A 14,644-nucleotide genomic window follows, 5' to 3' on the forward strand; every position below is an offset into this window, starting at 1 on the left:
GCTAATGGTTCGCATATCCCAACGCCCATAGCGGACTTGCACCGCCTAGTTAATGAACATGCCTGGCACACAGAAAAGGGACAGCCGCAGCAGTCCCCATCTTTAACTCTTGCACCCGTTAGCTGAAGAAGAAAATCAACACATCTCTTATATCTATATCATTTTTTCCGTCAACAACTACCATTTCTAAAACAACTTCTAAAGGAAGCTCTCTTTATATTAAAACCACAATCTTTTATGATAATCATATTCAGAGATATCGTAATTCTCTTCTCTTTCTTTTTTTGGGGTACACTCTTCACAAGGTTCTTCCGACTGGTTATGTTCACATTGTTCTAATAAAAGTTCCATTGTTTGTATCCCCTCTCCTATTTCTTACTATCTATATTAACGGAAGCGGTTACATTTGTCAGGTGCTTTTTATTGGAAAATAATAAATCGTGTTATTAGATTTGTGAGGAAATAAGAGTGAAACAATCATAAAATTTTTCTGTTTTGAATCTGGTAATTTGGACAGTTCTGTCAATCTCTTTGATTCCTTCATAAGCCTTCCTATTCCAATCCCTTTAAATAGGTATTTCTAAACATAATATGAAAATCCGAATTTTCTCCGAAATATCGCTTAAAGCCTTCTAAAACTTTTTCTTTAATTATTAAACAATCGCACCCGGTAGTTGAACAAGACCTCTTTTATATTTACGGAAACATAGTTTGATTTGGGTCGATTAAATAAAGCAACCTCATAATTGGATAACCAATTCAATTCCCCAAGATAGCGACTGAATATAAGCTCATCTGGTTTCGTTGTTGAGACAAGTTTTTTTACTATTTCATTACCGTTCTTATCCTTGACCACCAAATATATTTCACATAAATAAAGACCGTGGTTTATAAAAACTTCAGCTTTATAGTTACGATTGGGGCTACTCTTTGGTTTTTTCCAAACATATTCATTTTTGTGCTTTTCTACCTTCACACAGTTATAGGCATCATCGAATGGTTTGCTTTCCCAGTTATTTACTTTAACCACTTTATCGATGCCTTGCTTCAAAATTACCAATACTAACTCTTTTTTCTCTTTGTCTTCTAATTTAAAAAATTCACTTACATCATAATGAATCTCCACATCACAAAACCCATCAACAATTGTTAAAGTGGGATTTGGAGAATCTTTAACACAAAAGATATTGATTTGCTTAATATTTCCGTTCTGGAATTTCGAGAAGCACCTTTCGTAAAGAGCAGTAATACATCTTGATTGAAAAGTAAAACTATTTTCAACCTCTGCAATGCCATCGTCGGCTTCCGAATATAAAAGAAAATGTTTTAATATCATTATTAATCACCTACAATAATTGTTCTACTTCAATCTATATTTATCCTTCTTCACCTATACTGCCCCGTTAGCCATCCATGCAGCGCAAAATCAGCGCTGCACCACAGAGAATGAAAATGGCTAAGACCGTCTATACTGTTTTAATGCTGGCGAAGAAGGTCTTTGAACTATGGTGCCTTTGAGCCCATCCGTTAGTCTGACTCCAACGACCACGGTGTACCACCGACTGTCGCACCCTTTAGGGGTAGCACTCATGGGAGATTAATCCTTTTTCTGGTTGTTGCGCCGGCTTTAACTGATTTTATTTTAAGTAGAAAGGTTTCACAAGTCGATTTACCAGCCAATCTTATATACGATCCTTCAAGAGGCTCAGCCTTTTTTTTAAAACTGGTTTTTCTGGGTCTATTTTTTCATGCCCTTTTTCAGTTTTTATTTTCATGGGAGTACAACATGCAAAAAGATCGCTGCAGCGATCCTTCTTGAGCATTAGCACCCGTTATCTTAATTACACCTCTATATATTTAATTAATGTTTCATTAAAAAATTCACCATTTCACTAAATGCTTTTTGTGCTGATTTTTCATTATATTGTGGAGAGTAAGGGTCACTGAATCCGTGTTTTCCGTTAAATTTATGTATTTCGATATTTTCTATAGTTGAAATTAACTCGTCCACATTAAATGATTTTTCTTCTTGCGGAAAGAATAGCATTGTAGGACATTGTGGTGTTAATTCCACATAATTCCTAATACGTGAACCATAGTATCCAACTACTCCATCGACACATTCTTCGTCACTACACAACCAAGCAACAGTTGCCCCTACACTAAATCCAATGATAAATATTTTTTCGTATTCATCTTTAACATCTGATAATATATCTTTTATTTTATGCATAGCGTAAGCGAATCCAATGTTCTCCATAAAATTACGATAAGCAACTTCCTCTTGAAAATAATCGAAAGGTGACTCTCGTTCTAATAAATTTGGGCAAATGACATCAAAACTTTGTTTTGATAATAATTCACAAAAACTCTGCATATGTTGGTTAATTCCATAAATTTCGTGTATTACAATGATTACAGTACCAGACTTTTTGAGTATTTGAATCATTTTGTACCTCCTTGAACAGCTACTCCCATTATACAAATTAATACCATATTATATCATTTCTTGTTCAACTAACCTGACAGTTACTTTAAGTACATTCCTTCACAATCTCAATAATTTACATAAATATCTAAATTAACTACCAAGTGTTGTTCAATAAACTGGCCCGATAAAAAAGACTCTTTCCATGTTCCAGAAAAGCGCCCGATTATTGAAGAAGCTTGGCCTCGTATGATTTACTCATTAGCCACACAACCATTGTATTTGCAACTGAGTAAGCCTCCTGTCCATTCGCGAACAGGAGGCTTTGTTTGTTGGTGGAGCGGAAGTCTGTTTGCTATTACTGCGGTTGCTCTCCTGGGACATTCACGTTGAAAGTAACGCCGAACTTGTCCTTTACTTGCCCGTACAAGGGGCTCCAATCCGTCTTCTGAAGGGGCATAATGACTTGTCCGCCGTCTTCCAAAGCGGCGAAGATTTCTCTAGCTCTAGCCTCTTCTTTGGGATGGATGGCAATCTGAATCGTATCGCCTGGCTGATAAGGCATGCCTGCGAACGTATCGCTGAACATGAGATCCGCGTCGCCGACTTTCAAGTGTGCATGCATAACGCGATCCTTCATGTCATCCGTCAACGGATGATTCGGGTCCGCCGGCATATCTCCGTACGTCATGATACCCGTTACTTTCCCGCCAAGCGCTTTCTCGTAAAAATGGACCGCTTCTCTCGTGTTACCGTCAAAAAACAAATACGGGTTCAAACTAATTGACATCATTCAACAGCTCCTTAGTTCTAATTTTTTTTACAATGCTTAAGAAATTTCCAAGTGGCAGTAACCACCAACCATTATTACCCATAAATATACTTTAAATTATAGAACGTACGTTCGTCAACAAAAACATAATTGAATACTAACAATTTTTTACGTTTCACTTACATTCTTTATTAAATGATCGCGCACGATTATAGAAGATCCAATCTTATTAAAGAAAAGCGCCCTTTAATGGAAGATCAAGATAATGATTATGAATGCTGCCTTTAGCTTGTTCAACTAACGCACCAGTTAGTTGAAGTGCGTTTATTCACAAACTTTTGCTAAAACAAGCCGTTTCCCATAAGGAAACGGCTTGTTTATTGTTAACCCTCTAATTTTTGGTTTTGTGTTTTGTATTTTATTGAAGTAAGTTTTAAAGCAGAAGCTAGTATGATTACCATACTTACTGCTCCAATCCATACAAGGGTAGATACGGGCGAACTCCAAGTTAATCCTTTTCCGAAGAAGAATAAATCACGCAAACCTTGTATCATAAATCTCATTGGTAACCAAGAATAAATCCAATCTCGATAAAATGGAGACATCATTTCTGGAGCCATTGAAAGCAATGGTGCCCCAAAGAATAACAATAAGGCAAAAAGACCGATACTTCTGATTCCCAACCACGAAAGTACCGCTGAAATCATTAGGAAAAAGCAAAAGGAAGTAATCGAAAGGAACAAAGCTGTGTCCGTAAACTTTGGAATATGGATTCCTACCATATCACCTGCCAGCCAAGTTAAACCAAATCCAACGACAAGGGAAACGACCACACCTATTAAAATCTGTCCTATCTTTGCGATAAGGTTCTCTTTCCGATTTGTAATTGATAATTTACTAACAGCGATAAAGATAATAGCAGCACCTGCCAAGCTTCCTATCCATAATGGCTGAAATAAGGAAACAGGAGAATTTCCGCTTGCACTATTAGTACCAATTTCATTAACATTTGTGACTTTTTTTGAAATAGGAGTTGCTAAACTTGCAGCTTGTTTTGCTGTTAAAGTTGCACCTTGTTTTTCAAAACCATCAAGTAGTTGGGTACGAATTTTATTGTTCATATTGTCAACTACTCCATTCAAGACCTGTCCTGCCATCGTTGAAGCTGCTGTATTCATTCCCTGATTGATATATATTTGAACTTCAGGTGAAGAAGGTGCTGGTGTCCTTAATGATGCCTGCTTAGCACTGAAATCTTTCGGAATGACCAATGATGCATAATATTTTTGATTATCCATTCCTTTTTGTGCTTCCTCTGCTGTTTTTACTTCAATCCATTTCACAGTAGTGTCTTCATCTGTTGTTGCTTTTGAATTTATTTGCATCGCTTCAACGATGGTTTTACCCATATTCATTTCAGGTTGATTAGGGATTTGCACTCCCTCATCCTCATTTACGATTGCAATAGGCAGATTTTTGGGTTGTGGCTGTACTGATGGAAATAATGTTAGTGAAAAAATAAAAATAACAGCCAATACAATGATTGGTGACAGCAATACCAGTTTGTTTTTGAACATATTTTTTATCCTCCTTGGTTTTGCGTTATAATAATGAACAACTTGTTGTTTATTACATTCAAATTATAATGTGAAATCAAGTTCTGTTTCAATAATCAAAAATGGCAGATGTGTTGGTTATGGAACATCTTAAATAAATGTGTTGGATAAAATTAAGGAGGAAGTAGCTTGCGAGATAGTAATACGGATTTACGGGTCATTCGGACAAAAGAATCAATCCGAGATGCACTAGTTGAGTTGATAGATGAAAATGGTTTCGATACCATTACTGTTAAGGACATAACAACTAGAGCAAAAATTAATAGGGGTACATTTTATACACACTATCAAGACAAATTTGATTTAATCACCAAATGCGAAGAAGAGGTTATGCTTGAGATGTCCAGACTTGCAAAAAAGAACTTACCAGGTGTTATTGCCGCACTTGAAACTAACTCACCGACTGCAACACCATTTTCCCTTGCAGTTTTAATATTTGAGTTTCTTAATGAAAATAGTGGTTTTATGAAAGCTGTGTTAGGTCCAACAGGCGATTTAACCTTTCAAACAAGGCTGAAAGATTTTATGTGGAAAACGCTGTTTGGAAATGATCCAAACGCACTTATTAAGGAGGAAAATTTACTTGTGCCAGGACAATATTTAGCTTCTTACATTTCGTCTGCACATATAGGAGTAATTCAACAATGGTTGAATAGTGGTAGGAAAGAATCTCCTCAAGAAATGGCTCAAATCCTATCAACCATAACAGTTAATGGACCCTTCTTTGCAGCTGGTTTGAAAAAGTAAATCCTTCGATGAAAAAGGGAGATTACCTTAGAAAAAACAGGTAGTCTCCCTTTAAGATTTATTTGCTTATTTAATTAACCTGCCCTTTTAGCTTAATAAGAACTGCGTGCGGTTTCAATTTCGTGAAACAGGTCAATAATTCCTGAAAAAAAGAATTTTTTGGGGAGTGATGAACTTGTTATTATCTCAAGTATGGGAAACGTATGAATCTGATAAACATATTGAAGGCTTTTCGCAGCAAACATTAAAAGCATATAAAATACAGTCCGGCTTACTTATACGCTTTTTTAATGATGTTCAACTTGATACGCTCACTACGGATCAATTAAAAACTTATATACACTTATTTTCTTCCACTCAAAATCATTGCATTTCCTAATACTTTTTTGTTTAATAACAGCTTTGGCAATTTCATTACTTTAGCAAGTTTGTAGCCATTCAATTCAGATACACCATGGTTCTTTAAGACTTTTAAGAGCTCTTTTTCATCCACAAATATTTTTTCATCCATAAACAAATCTAAGAAGACAAATTCACCACCAGGTTTTAACACTCTTAATGCCTCTTTAATTACTTCAGTTTTATTTCTTCTCTCTTTTACTTCATGAAATGTTAGACAACTTACAATTACATCAAATTCATTATCATTAAAAGGGAGCTCTGCAGCACTTGCTTTCAGAAAATCAATCCTATCAGAGACCCCTTCTATTTCAGCATTTTGTTGGCATTGAGCTTTCGAATATTCCCAATTCCCGCCCCAATAATCAATTCCAGTTAAAAAGGACTTAGGAAAAGTCATTGCCAGTTTAATAATCAGTGAACCACTGCCTGTTCCTATATCTAGTATTTTTCCTTTTCCATCCCAATTCACCTTGGCAACAATTAAATCATGTATTTTTGACTGATAATTCCCCCCAAATGCTGCGAATTGGTAAACAGAATAAGAAAGTATAAATGCTATATAAATAAAAGGCATCGCTAAAATCCCTGACAGGACTCGCAGATATAAATTAACCTGTAATAATGTAACCAAGAGAAGAATGAGTGAAATAACCAAAAAAATAAGTAGTTTGTAAATTCGAATCCAAGTTTGATATTTAGCTTTTGTTTTCAAGTTATCAGCCATCCTTAAATAATCTATTTTTTGTTTGTTATAATTATAAAGGAATTTAATAATCCTCTGTTAAATCTTTAAAGTTCCTATAATCATAATAGCTTTCAAAAACGATGAAACGGCCTAAGCCCTATTGTTTAGGTATTTTTATGTACTTCTTAATATTTATGTAAAAAAACAAAATAGCCTTCCTTCTGTGAAAGAGTATGGAAAAACAAGTAAAAGATACCTATAAACTCTTGGTTCTATTAAGTGAGTAAAACACTTTGATCGGAGTGGAACAGATTGATAAAAAGCAATTTGACTCCTTGGAAGAAAAGAGGATGAAGAACTATTGAAATAAAAAAGATCGTCACAATTGACGACCTTCTTGTACAACTTCTTATTCAACTATCCTGCCCGTTAGCCATAATCAATCCGTATTTTCCAAGTATTTTTAAGTCTCTTCATCTTTTTTTGTACTCTAAAATATCTCCAGGTTGACAATCCAATGCCTTACATATCGCTTCTAATGTTGAAAAACGAATCGCTTTTGCTTTCCCGTTTTTCAGAATGGAAAGGTTCGCCATTGTAATCCCAACCCTCTCCGAAAGTTCAGTTACGCTCATTTTCCTTTTAGCCAGCATCACATCAATATTGATTATAATTGCCAAGTTATCCACCTCACACTATTAAATCATTTTCAGATTTTATTTCTACGACTTCATGTACAAGCCTTTGGAGGACACCAGAAAAGGTTGCGATTACGCTTAAAGCAAAGGTCGAATATAATCCCATTGCTATGACACCTGCTCTGTCACCTTCCATATATATAGCGACAAATATAATTCCTGCAACAATCAAGGCACTGATTGTGATGGCACAGCACTTGATAACCTTCAAAGCTCTAACATATAATTCAGAGAAAGCCTTGTTTTTATCAATGTAAATTAATAGTTTAAATGCTTTATACAGCGCGATGAAAAATGGAATAGATAATAAATAAGCTGATAGTAAAAAGGGATATTGCAAGTAAGCAGTCTCTGGATGCGCTTCTGCATCTCTACTGGCTATCTCAGGCGCCCAAAATATACACAATGCAATTGCCACAATTCCAATAAGAAGAATAACTCCCTTTAGGAAAAAAGTTGCCCCTCGGTTCATAGAAAACACCTCTCTAATAATGTCCATGCGTTCCTTACGTTTTCAAATCAATTACCTTTATTTTTCTTTTAGTCAGCATCACTTTGATCCTGATTATAATTGCTATGTTTTTGCCTCATACCGTTAAATCATTGTCTGATTTTATATCAATCGCTTCTTTTAAAAGCTTTTGAAGAACAGCAGCAAAAATTGCAATCACCATGGAAGCAAAAGGTACAACCAATCCGACAAAGATGACTCCTGGGGCGTCGTCTTTCTCCGCAAAGAGATAGAAAAGCGGCAAGACTAGTACATGCAAGATACTGATTGTGATGGCACAGTTTTTGATTTTCTTTAAAGCTATTACAGAAATTTGCGAGAAGGCTTCATTTTTGTCAATATAACGTAATAGTTTGAAAGCCTGATACAAAGCAAAGTAAAAAGGAATCGCCGATGCATACAAAACGATGGAAACGAGATATTTTATATAAGCAAACTCTGAAAGCAATTTTGCTACAACATTCCCTATCTCAGGCACCAAAAAGATACACAAAGCAAGAACCGGAATTCCAATAAGAATATCAGCTACCTTTAAAAATAATGTTGTTCCTCTTTTCATAAAAGCACCTCGCTAATTTATTGTTAATTGGATTTTAATACATTTTTATCGTTTTTCAATAAATTTTTATTATTTTTAATGATATTTTTACTGTGAAACAATCGTTGATTTTAGACAAAGATAAAAAGCATTCCTATTACAAAGAAATGCTCTAGAAACTTAAACTATAAAATTTATAAATTGATCAATAAAAAAATAATTTTAATTCATTTAAGGATATCAAATCTGGAGTCTGTATCGAAATATATCATCCTTTATAATAATCTAAGGCTTTTTGGTAATCCTCCAGTGTATCAACATCCATTATTACTCCCGGGTCATCTACATTTATGTACATTTTTTCGAAACCGCCCAGGACCGAACGCAAATTGCTTTCTGGATTGGTTTCGAGAATTTTCTGTTTCACTTCGCTTGATAATTTGATGGGATGACCGCCTTTATAATGAAAGCTGGGAATAACTACGTTCCCTTTGTGTTCTGCTATTAGCTGAACGGTCTCTTTTTTAACAAGCGGACAATCTCCGGGTGTTATAAAGAAGCTTGGTTCAGTTACTTCGTTACAGCCCTTTTGAATGGAACTAAACATTCCATGGTTAAAGTCTTCATTATGAACAAACTTGATCTGAAATGAATAGGCATTTTTACTGTTGAGTTTTACCATTTCCTCTTGGATGAGTTCCGCTTGAAACCCAGCTACGACGATGACCCTGCTGCATAATCCATCAAATTTAGATAAGGTATGCTCCATGATGGACATTTCCCCCATAGGCAATGTCATTTTAAATGTATTCGCTCGGCTGGAATATCCAGCAGCTAAGACGATTGCTTCCATTTTATGTCCCCCTCTATCTATAATGTGTCTTGTTTGAACTTCACTCTTTATCTTTATTATTCGGCCACTGCATCTTAATAGATTCTCTGAATTGGCCCATATTAAAGTTTTTACCTGGACAACTTTTTGTGACCCCTTTTAATTCACGATGTCCCAGAATGTGAGTAGTTGATAAATTAAACTGATGTAAAAGGAAAATGCATAGTTTACTCAATGATTTTAGCTGCTCCATTGATGGAGTATGAATATCAAAATTACCAGCTAAACAAATACCTATTGATTTTTCATTATATGAATATGCGTGTGCTCCAACATGGTATCCTCTTCCTTTAATAATTTCACCATTTTCCTCAATAAAAAAATTGTATCCTATTCCACTCCATCGACGATGATCCTGATGAAACCTATGCGTCTTATTAATATCCCAACCTGTTTCTTCTGTATGGTGTACAATGATGTACATGACATCTTTTAAAGCAAAAAGCGGTTCTTTAAACGATAAATTAATATCTTTAATCATTCCCGGTTCTATTTTCATGTAGACTTCTCCTCATCACATAATCTTAATCAATATCCCCGTCTTATCATCTGAACGAAGATTATTCCTTTTCTCATATTGTTCTAGGTCACTAGAATATACTTGTAAACCGATTGTATGTATCTTTTTAAATGTTTCTTCAATTGAATAGTTTGGATGAAAAAGGCCATCTGTTATCATTAATAATGTTTTGATTTCACTGATATTTACTTGACCATGCTGAATAAAATTGAAAACTTCTTTTTTTCCATTAGCTACAGAGTAACCATATTCCTTATTAGCTAATGAACGATTAAAGATAAGCTGTTGAGTACGATCCTGATAATACTCCTCAACTGGAATTTTAAGTCCCTGCTTTCTTAGTTCCTCACGCCATGCTTTCGCTCTATAGCTTATATCTTTTACGGTATCCCTTGTTAAGGCTTTTATGGTTCCGTTTTGATACTCAGAAATAATCATACAATCACCAAGCTGAGCATAAGAAATCTTTCCGTCTTTTTCTATCTTTATAATTGCAGCACATGTTGACCAAAGATTTTCATATTTTTCCTGATTCACCTTGTATTTTTCCATGTGTGCTCTCAACATTCTATTAGCAGCCATGATTCCTTCAACTAATGAAAGGTTACTGCGGTAGAGTCTAAAGAAATAATCTTTAAATATATTTGATGCTAAATATGCACCGTTCATTCCGTTTTCATCTATGAATGGCATTAATGGAGTTGCCCCATCAAAAACCCCATAGACATTTATCTTTTCATTTAATACGATTGAATCTTCACTTACACTTTTATGAGGGGCAGCACATAAAAAAGGCTCAACTTTCATTGGTTGTCCACCTTCTTTTTTATCAAAATTAACAGAAAATCGATTAATTATATAAAGACATTATATGATTTAATGAGAAAATTTATTGTTACTAATTTTCTGTTTCTTTAAATAAGGTGCTGCACCGAGGCACAAGCTGCAGAGGCAGACGGATAAAGTTTATTCAAATACCTTAATAAACCTCCAATCATCACAATTGGTGGATAATAGGTATGTCTAGGCACTCCACTACAATAAAGTAAAAGCGAATGTTACTACCCAAATAAATGGAAAGTAACATTCGCTTTTATTTTGTAATGAATTAGTGGTTTTATTTGTGGTAGGCACCATCCATCTTATTTTTCCAATCATCCATTTTGCTGTAAGTACTAAGCTTACTTAAATCGTATTCGGTTAAATAGGAAACCTTTATGAGGTTGTCATCTCCTCAACAGATGCACCTGACTGGGGAGTCCAAGTGATTATACCTTTTTGAAACCGTTGAATTCGCCCTCCACCAGGCCGATCTTTTTCGTCTTCGATAGGAAAACTAAGCGTCCTTTCAAAGCCAAATTCTGCCCACTTGGTCAATATTGGTCCAGATACAGGATGGGCACCCGTTCTCAATGACCAGAAGATTGCCTTTACGAGCTTCCCCGGTTCCTGTACAGCTTTAAAATAGTTCAACCGTCCAGTTCCATCATTTGTCACAAATTCATCCGTGATTGGATAGCCAAAACCTTCACGGCCAAGACTGACCCACTTATCCCGAATAGGACCATGAACCTCTTTAGCCCCAGTATCCGGGTGCCAATAAATAGACCATTCTCGACCATTCGGATCGCGATAATGCCTATAATGTCCGATACCGTCTGGAGCTGTGCTCTCATGTGTAATAGGAGTCCCCTTAAACCCCCTTCTTAAAAGTTCTTGATATTTATTAGCCTCGATTTCACTCTGTCGGTATATACTGCGTGGATTTACGGGAAAAGAGTGCCCGTAGTAGGGAATGTGTCTATATGGATCTAGATACAATGTTTGTCCCTCCCTAACTTAATCTTAGTTTTCCTATTATTATATTTGGTTGTATGATTTTTAGGTGACTGAACATAGATATTTTTGTGGTTCTTAATCTCAATATGATGAACTTGTTACCCATACGAAAAACACTCCTTGTATCTAATACGATACAAGGAGTGTTTTTTCTTGTTTAAATTTTTCTAGGTCTCTTAATCCGTGTAAATCTTAAAGAAGATGACCCCTGTTGAATACAGAAATCATCTTCTCCATGTGGCATAATACATCGGGTACACTTTATATATATGCTGGCTTTCTCTTAAAATTTCATTTTAGGGTTATCCTTACAAATCCTAGATTAGCTTGAGTCCACTTACAAAGATCAATACAGCAACAACCGTACGCAGCGGTCTTGTCGGGACCTTTGCAGAAATGCTGCTACCGATCAATACTCCTGGAATGGAGCCAATAAGTAAATTACCTACTAGCAAATAGTTAACATTTCCATAACCAATATGAAGCAATCCTGCAACGGTTACCAACAGAAACGCATGAGTAATATCAGTACCAACCATCTCTGATGTCTTCATTTGATACAGATAAATCATTGCCACAGCGAATAATGAACCTGAGCCTAGAGAAGTTAATCCGACAATAAACCCAAACAGGCAGCCAATTAAAATGGTTAGCATTTTCTTTTCTTTCAAAGGTTTTAATTGCCAACGATTCGGCCTTAATTTTTTCTCCACAAAGGTTCTGATAATGATAGCCAAAGAAACAACTATCAGGATGTATCCGAGGGAATGCCTAATAATCTGTTCTTGATTATGGTAATAAGCTTCAAAATAATGAAGGGAACCAATCGCTACGACCGCACTAGGAATACTTCCTATCGCTAATAACTTAACCATCTGTAAATTGACTGTTTTTTGTCTCAAATGTTGAAAAAGTCCGAAGAATTTCGTAATTGAGTTATATACAAGGTCTGTACCAACAGCAATTGAAGGATTAACCCCTATTAGAATTAATACGGGGGTTAGCAGTGCTGCTCCTCCTACACCAGTTAACCCTACCAAAAAACCAACAAGTAAACCCATCAATGTTATCCCTATACTCATATGCTCACGCCCTATCAATTCCAAGTATTTATATAGGGATTATATACATTTTTATGAATCTTGTAAATAACTAAATATTAATTAGATTCTGAGAGTTTGTTACCGGTTATTTTCATTATTAAAAACTTATTTTATTTGAGCTTGGAACTTATTTTATTTCATTAGAAAAACTTAAAAATTTTGAATGATAATACATAAAATACATAATCATGAAGTAGCAACTCCATTTAAAGGAGGTATTTATATGAAAAATTCTCCTCTACCCAAAGTTAGCCCCTATCTGATTACAAAGAAGTTAGATCCTGAAAATCAGGAAACACCCATACATTTTAATAATTCCGATATTGTAAATGAAAAACTCTTTTATAGAAGAAACCATTTTCCTTACCCCAAATTCGCATCATCCTTCTATTTTCTTCCAATCGAGGGATTAGTGTTCACCCCAAAAGTCTTTTCTTTACAGGAAATTTACTCGTTACCATCAAAAACGATAAAACTTGTTTTAGAATGCTCAGGCAATAAGCGAGAATTGTTTAAACCAAAAGTGTTTGGAGAGCAATGGGGAAAAGGTGCGATAAGTCAAGGGATTTGGAAAGGTGTATCTTTAAGATCCTTATTGCAGTACACAGGATTGCTTGATACTGCCAAAGAAATTGTTTTTGAGGGTTATGATTATGGAGAAAGACCTGATTCTAATCAACTTTTTAATTTTTCGAGGAGTTTACCCATTGAAAAAGCCCTTGATCCAGATACCATTATTGCTTATCAATATAATAATCACCCCATCCCCTTCAAGCACGGATTCCCTCTGAGATTAATTGTCCCTGGATGGTATGCCATGGCATCTGTAAAATGGATAAAAAGAATTATTGTGATTGATAACGAATTTAAAGGTCCATTTCAATCTATTGATTACGTTTACTATCCGAGCAAAGAAAACGATACTAGAAAAACTCCTGTCACTTCAATTAATGTTAACTCAACCATACTATACCCACTTAATATGCAACTAATGCGTACGGGGGTTTATGAAATTAATGGCATTGCTTGGGCAGGAACAGGCCAAATTACCCTGGTAGAAATTAGTTTGGATGAAGGTCAAACTTGGAATACATGCCAATTGACTTCATCATCCGAGAAATATGCTTGGGTACGATGGAAATATAAATGGGATGCTCTTAAAGAAGGAGAATATACCATAAAATCAAAAGCAACTGATTCTCTAGGCAATATTCAACCATTGGATCCAATGTGGAACAGGAAGGGATATGGTTATAACGCAATTGATTGTATAAAAGTAAAAATAGAGTAACCTGGAAAAGTACAATTACGAAGTAGATAAAATTCTTAAAAATATAAAAAGTCACTTCCGTTTATTGGAGGTGACTTTTGCGTTTTTGTATCGTCCTATGTAATAGCCCACACAATTTCACTAGTTATGGCTGCTGCGTTCCCGCCCTGACCAGTTTCCTAATGTCCTTGTTGGACTATAACTCCGCAGGTAGGACTCGAACCTACGACCGATCGGTTAACAGCCGATAGCTCTACCACTGAGCTACTGCGGAACAATTCTAACTACCTATTTACATGATCATCGGATAATGAATCTAATTCAGTTGGTTTTAGTGGAAATGACGGGAGTTGAACCCGTGTGCAAAGATATTGGCACTTATACATCTACGAGTGTAGTCAGTAGAATTGATTTCACTTACTTCTTTAGCCTACTGACAGGCGTTGAAGCAGCTAGTCTGGTTCGTCTCTTCCTTCATCCTCAGAAGGTGGAATTCGGCGTAGTCCACTTATGATGAGTCCCTTACCCTACCACATGGACGATGGAGGAGGAACCGCTATCGTCTGTTATTAGGCAGCGAAAGCGAAGTTGTTGTTTTGTTTGCCAGTTATTAGGCTTTATCG

At 35.6% G+C, this 14,644-nt stretch carries 16 protein-coding genes, 1 tRNA gene and 2 other RNA genes; 2 read left to right on the plus strand and 17 right to left on the minus strand.

What is annotated here, in order from left to right:
- Nucleotides 1–219 precede the first annotated feature (219 nt).
- The 5 genes from AB7942_RS29105 to AB7942_RS29125 form a co-directional block, all read right to left on the minus strand.
- The gene (locus AB7942_RS29105) at nucleotides 220–351 is read right to left on the minus strand and encodes a hypothetical protein (RefSeq protein ID WP_256942356.1); all 132 of its coding nucleotides are present in this window, start codon (nucleotides 349–351) and stop codon (nucleotides 220–222) included.
- Nucleotides 352–646: 295 nt separating this feature from the next.
- Nucleotides 647–1,336, minus strand: coding sequence for a hypothetical protein (locus AB7942_RS29110; RefSeq protein ID WP_369449562.1), 690 nt, complete (start codon nucleotides 1,334–1,336; stop codon nucleotides 647–649).
- Between the two features lie 525 nt (nucleotides 1,337–1,861).
- Complete coding sequence (locus tag AB7942_RS29115) at nucleotides 1,862–2,449, minus strand: dienelactone hydrolase family protein (protein WP_369449563.1); 588 nt, start codon at nucleotides 2,447–2,449, stop codon at nucleotides 1,862–1,864.
- 337 nt (nucleotides 2,450–2,786) lie between these two features.
- On the minus strand, nucleotides 2,787–3,218 hold the full coding sequence (locus AB7942_RS29120) for a VOC family protein (protein ID WP_369449576.1): 432 nt from the start codon (nucleotides 3,216–3,218) through the stop codon (nucleotides 2,787–2,789).
- A gap of 365 nt (nucleotides 3,219–3,583) precedes the next feature.
- On the minus strand, nucleotides 3,584–4,777 hold the full coding sequence (locus AB7942_RS29125) for a YhgE/Pip domain-containing protein (protein WP_369449564.1): 1,194 nt from the start codon (nucleotides 4,775–4,777) through the stop codon (nucleotides 3,584–3,586).
- Between the two features lie 168 nt (nucleotides 4,778–4,945).
- On the opposite strand from AB7942_RS29125, the gene AB7942_RS29130 reads away from it, so the two are divergent.
- Complete coding sequence (locus AB7942_RS29130; RefSeq protein ID WP_369449565.1) at nucleotides 4,946–5,563, plus strand: TetR/AcrR family transcriptional regulator; 618 nt, start codon at nucleotides 4,946–4,948, stop codon at nucleotides 5,561–5,563.
- A gap of 343 nt (nucleotides 5,564–5,906) precedes the next feature.
- On the opposite strand, the gene AB7942_RS29135 is transcribed toward AB7942_RS29130, so the two are convergent.
- The 9 genes from AB7942_RS29135 to AB7942_RS29175 all read right to left on the minus strand — a co-directional run bounded on the left by AB7942_RS29135 (nucleotide 5,907) and on the right by AB7942_RS29175 (nucleotide 12,730).
- Nucleotides 5,907–6,689, minus strand: a complete 783-nt coding sequence (locus AB7942_RS29135) for a class I SAM-dependent methyltransferase (protein ID WP_369449566.1) — start codon at nucleotides 6,687–6,689, stop codon at nucleotides 5,907–5,909.
- 434 nt (nucleotides 6,690–7,123) lie between these two features.
- Nucleotides 7,124–7,339, minus strand: coding sequence for a helix-turn-helix domain-containing protein (locus AB7942_RS29140; protein ID WP_369449567.1), 216 nt, complete (start codon nucleotides 7,337–7,339; stop codon nucleotides 7,124–7,126).
- Nucleotide 7,340: 1 nt separating this feature from the next.
- Nucleotides 7,341–7,820: a DUF2975 domain-containing protein gene (locus tag AB7942_RS29145; RefSeq protein WP_369449568.1), complete on the minus strand. Its 480-nt coding sequence runs from the start codon at nucleotides 7,818–7,820 to the stop codon at nucleotides 7,341–7,343.
- 115 nt (nucleotides 7,821–7,935) lie between these two features.
- A complete protein-coding gene (locus AB7942_RS29150) occupies nucleotides 7,936–8,418 on the minus strand; it encodes a DUF2975 domain-containing protein (RefSeq protein WP_369449569.1) in 483 nt (160 codons plus the stop codon).
- Nucleotides 8,419–8,665: 247 nt separating this feature from the next.
- Nucleotides 8,666–9,250: a nucleotidyltransferase family protein gene (locus AB7942_RS29155; protein ID WP_369449570.1), complete on the minus strand. Its 585-nt coding sequence runs from the start codon at nucleotides 9,248–9,250 to the stop codon at nucleotides 8,666–8,668.
- A gap of 40 nt (nucleotides 9,251–9,290) precedes the next feature.
- Complete coding sequence (locus tag AB7942_RS29160; RefSeq protein WP_369449571.1) at nucleotides 9,291–9,788, minus strand: peptidoglycan recognition protein family protein; 498 nt, start codon at nucleotides 9,786–9,788, stop codon at nucleotides 9,291–9,293.
- Between the two features lie 15 nt (nucleotides 9,789–9,803).
- Nucleotides 9,804–10,616 (minus strand): protein phosphatase 2C domain-containing protein, encoded by an 813-nt coding sequence (locus tag AB7942_RS29165; protein ID WP_369449572.1) that lies wholly within the window; start codon nucleotides 10,614–10,616, stop codon nucleotides 9,804–9,806.
- A gap of 408 nt (nucleotides 10,617–11,024) precedes the next feature.
- The gene (locus tag AB7942_RS29170; protein ID WP_369449573.1) at nucleotides 11,025–11,630 is read right to left on the minus strand and encodes an LGFP repeat-containing protein; all 606 of its coding nucleotides are present in this window, start codon (nucleotides 11,628–11,630) and stop codon (nucleotides 11,025–11,027) included.
- Nucleotides 11,631–11,965: 335 nt separating this feature from the next.
- Nucleotides 11,966–12,730 carry a sulfite exporter TauE/SafE family protein gene (locus AB7942_RS29175; RefSeq protein WP_369449574.1) on the minus strand — a complete coding sequence of 255 codons (765 nt, stop codon included), beginning with the start codon at nucleotides 12,728–12,730 and terminating at the stop codon, nucleotides 11,966–11,968.
- 244 nt (nucleotides 12,731–12,974) lie between these two features.
- On the opposite strand from AB7942_RS29175, the gene AB7942_RS29180 reads away from it, so the two are divergent.
- Nucleotides 12,975–14,042 carry a sulfite oxidase gene (locus AB7942_RS29180; RefSeq protein ID WP_369449575.1) on the plus strand — a complete coding sequence of 356 codons (1,068 nt, stop codon included), beginning with the start codon at nucleotides 12,975–12,977 and terminating at the stop codon, nucleotides 14,040–14,042.
- Nucleotides 14,043–14,138: 96 nt separating this feature from the next.
- On the opposite strand, the gene ffs is transcribed toward AB7942_RS29180, so the two are convergent.
- The 3 genes from ffs to ssrA all read right to left on the minus strand — a co-directional run.
- An RNA gene (gene ffs / locus AB7942_RS29185) (signal recognition particle sRNA small type) lies at nucleotides 14,139–14,224 on the minus strand.
- Nucleotides 14,224–14,295: transfer RNA gene (locus AB7942_RS29190), tRNA-Asn, on the minus strand. Before AB7942_RS29190 ends, ffs begins: the two co-directional genes overlap by 1 nt.
- Nucleotides 14,296–14,353: 58 nt before the next feature.
- Nucleotides 14,354–14,644: a transfer-messenger RNA gene (ssrA, locus tag AB7942_RS29195) on the minus strand; the annotation flags it as partial.

This window comes from Neobacillus sp. BF23-41 (genome assembly GCF_041106275.1).

Bases quoted from the DNA above. Each gene is read 5' to 3' on its own strand.
- AB7942_RS29105 (WP_256942356.1), bottom strand. From the start codon at position 351: ATGGAACTTTTATTAGAACAATGTGAACATAACCAGTCGGAAGAACCT.
- AB7942_RS29110 (WP_369449562.1), bottom strand. From the start codon at position 1,336: ATGATATTAAAACATTTTCTTTTATATTCGGAAGCCGACGATGGCATT.
- AB7942_RS29115 (WP_369449563.1), bottom strand. From the start codon at position 2,449: ATGATTCAAATACTCAAAAAGTCTGGTACTGTAATCATTGTAATACAC.
- AB7942_RS29120 (WP_369449576.1), bottom strand. From the start codon at position 3,218: ATGTCAATTAGTTTGAACCCGTATTTGTTTTTTGACGGTAACACGAGA.
- AB7942_RS29125 (WP_369449564.1), bottom strand. From the start codon at position 4,777: ATGTTCAAAAACAAACTGGTATTGCTGTCACCAATCATTGTATTGGCT.
- AB7942_RS29135 (WP_369449566.1), bottom strand. From the start codon at position 6,689: ATGGCTGATAACTTGAAAACAAAAGCTAAATATCAAACTTGGATTCGA.
- AB7942_RS29145 (WP_369449568.1), bottom strand. From the start codon at position 7,820: ATGAACCGAGGGGCAACTTTTTTCCTAAAGGGAGTTATTCTTCTTATT.
- AB7942_RS29150 (WP_369449569.1), bottom strand. From the start codon at position 8,418: ATGAAAAGAGGAACAACATTATTTTTAAAGGTAGCTGATATTCTTATT.
- AB7942_RS29155 (WP_369449570.1), bottom strand. From the start codon at position 9,250: ATGGAAGCAATCGTCTTAGCTGCTGGATATTCCAGCCGAGCGAATACA.
- AB7942_RS29160 (WP_369449571.1), bottom strand. From the start codon at position 9,788: ATGAAAATAGAACCGGGAATGATTAAAGATATTAATTTATCGTTTAAA.
- AB7942_RS29165 (WP_369449572.1), bottom strand. From the start codon at position 10,616: ATGAAAGTTGAGCCTTTTTTATGTGCTGCCCCTCATAAAAGTGTAAGT.
- AB7942_RS29175 (WP_369449574.1), bottom strand. From the start codon at position 12,730: ATGAGTATAGGGATAACATTGATGGGTTTACTTGTTGGTTTTTTGGTA.
- AB7942_RS29180 (WP_369449575.1), top strand. From the start codon at position 12,975: ATGAAAAATTCTCCTCTACCCAAAGTTAGCCCCTATCTGATTACAAAG.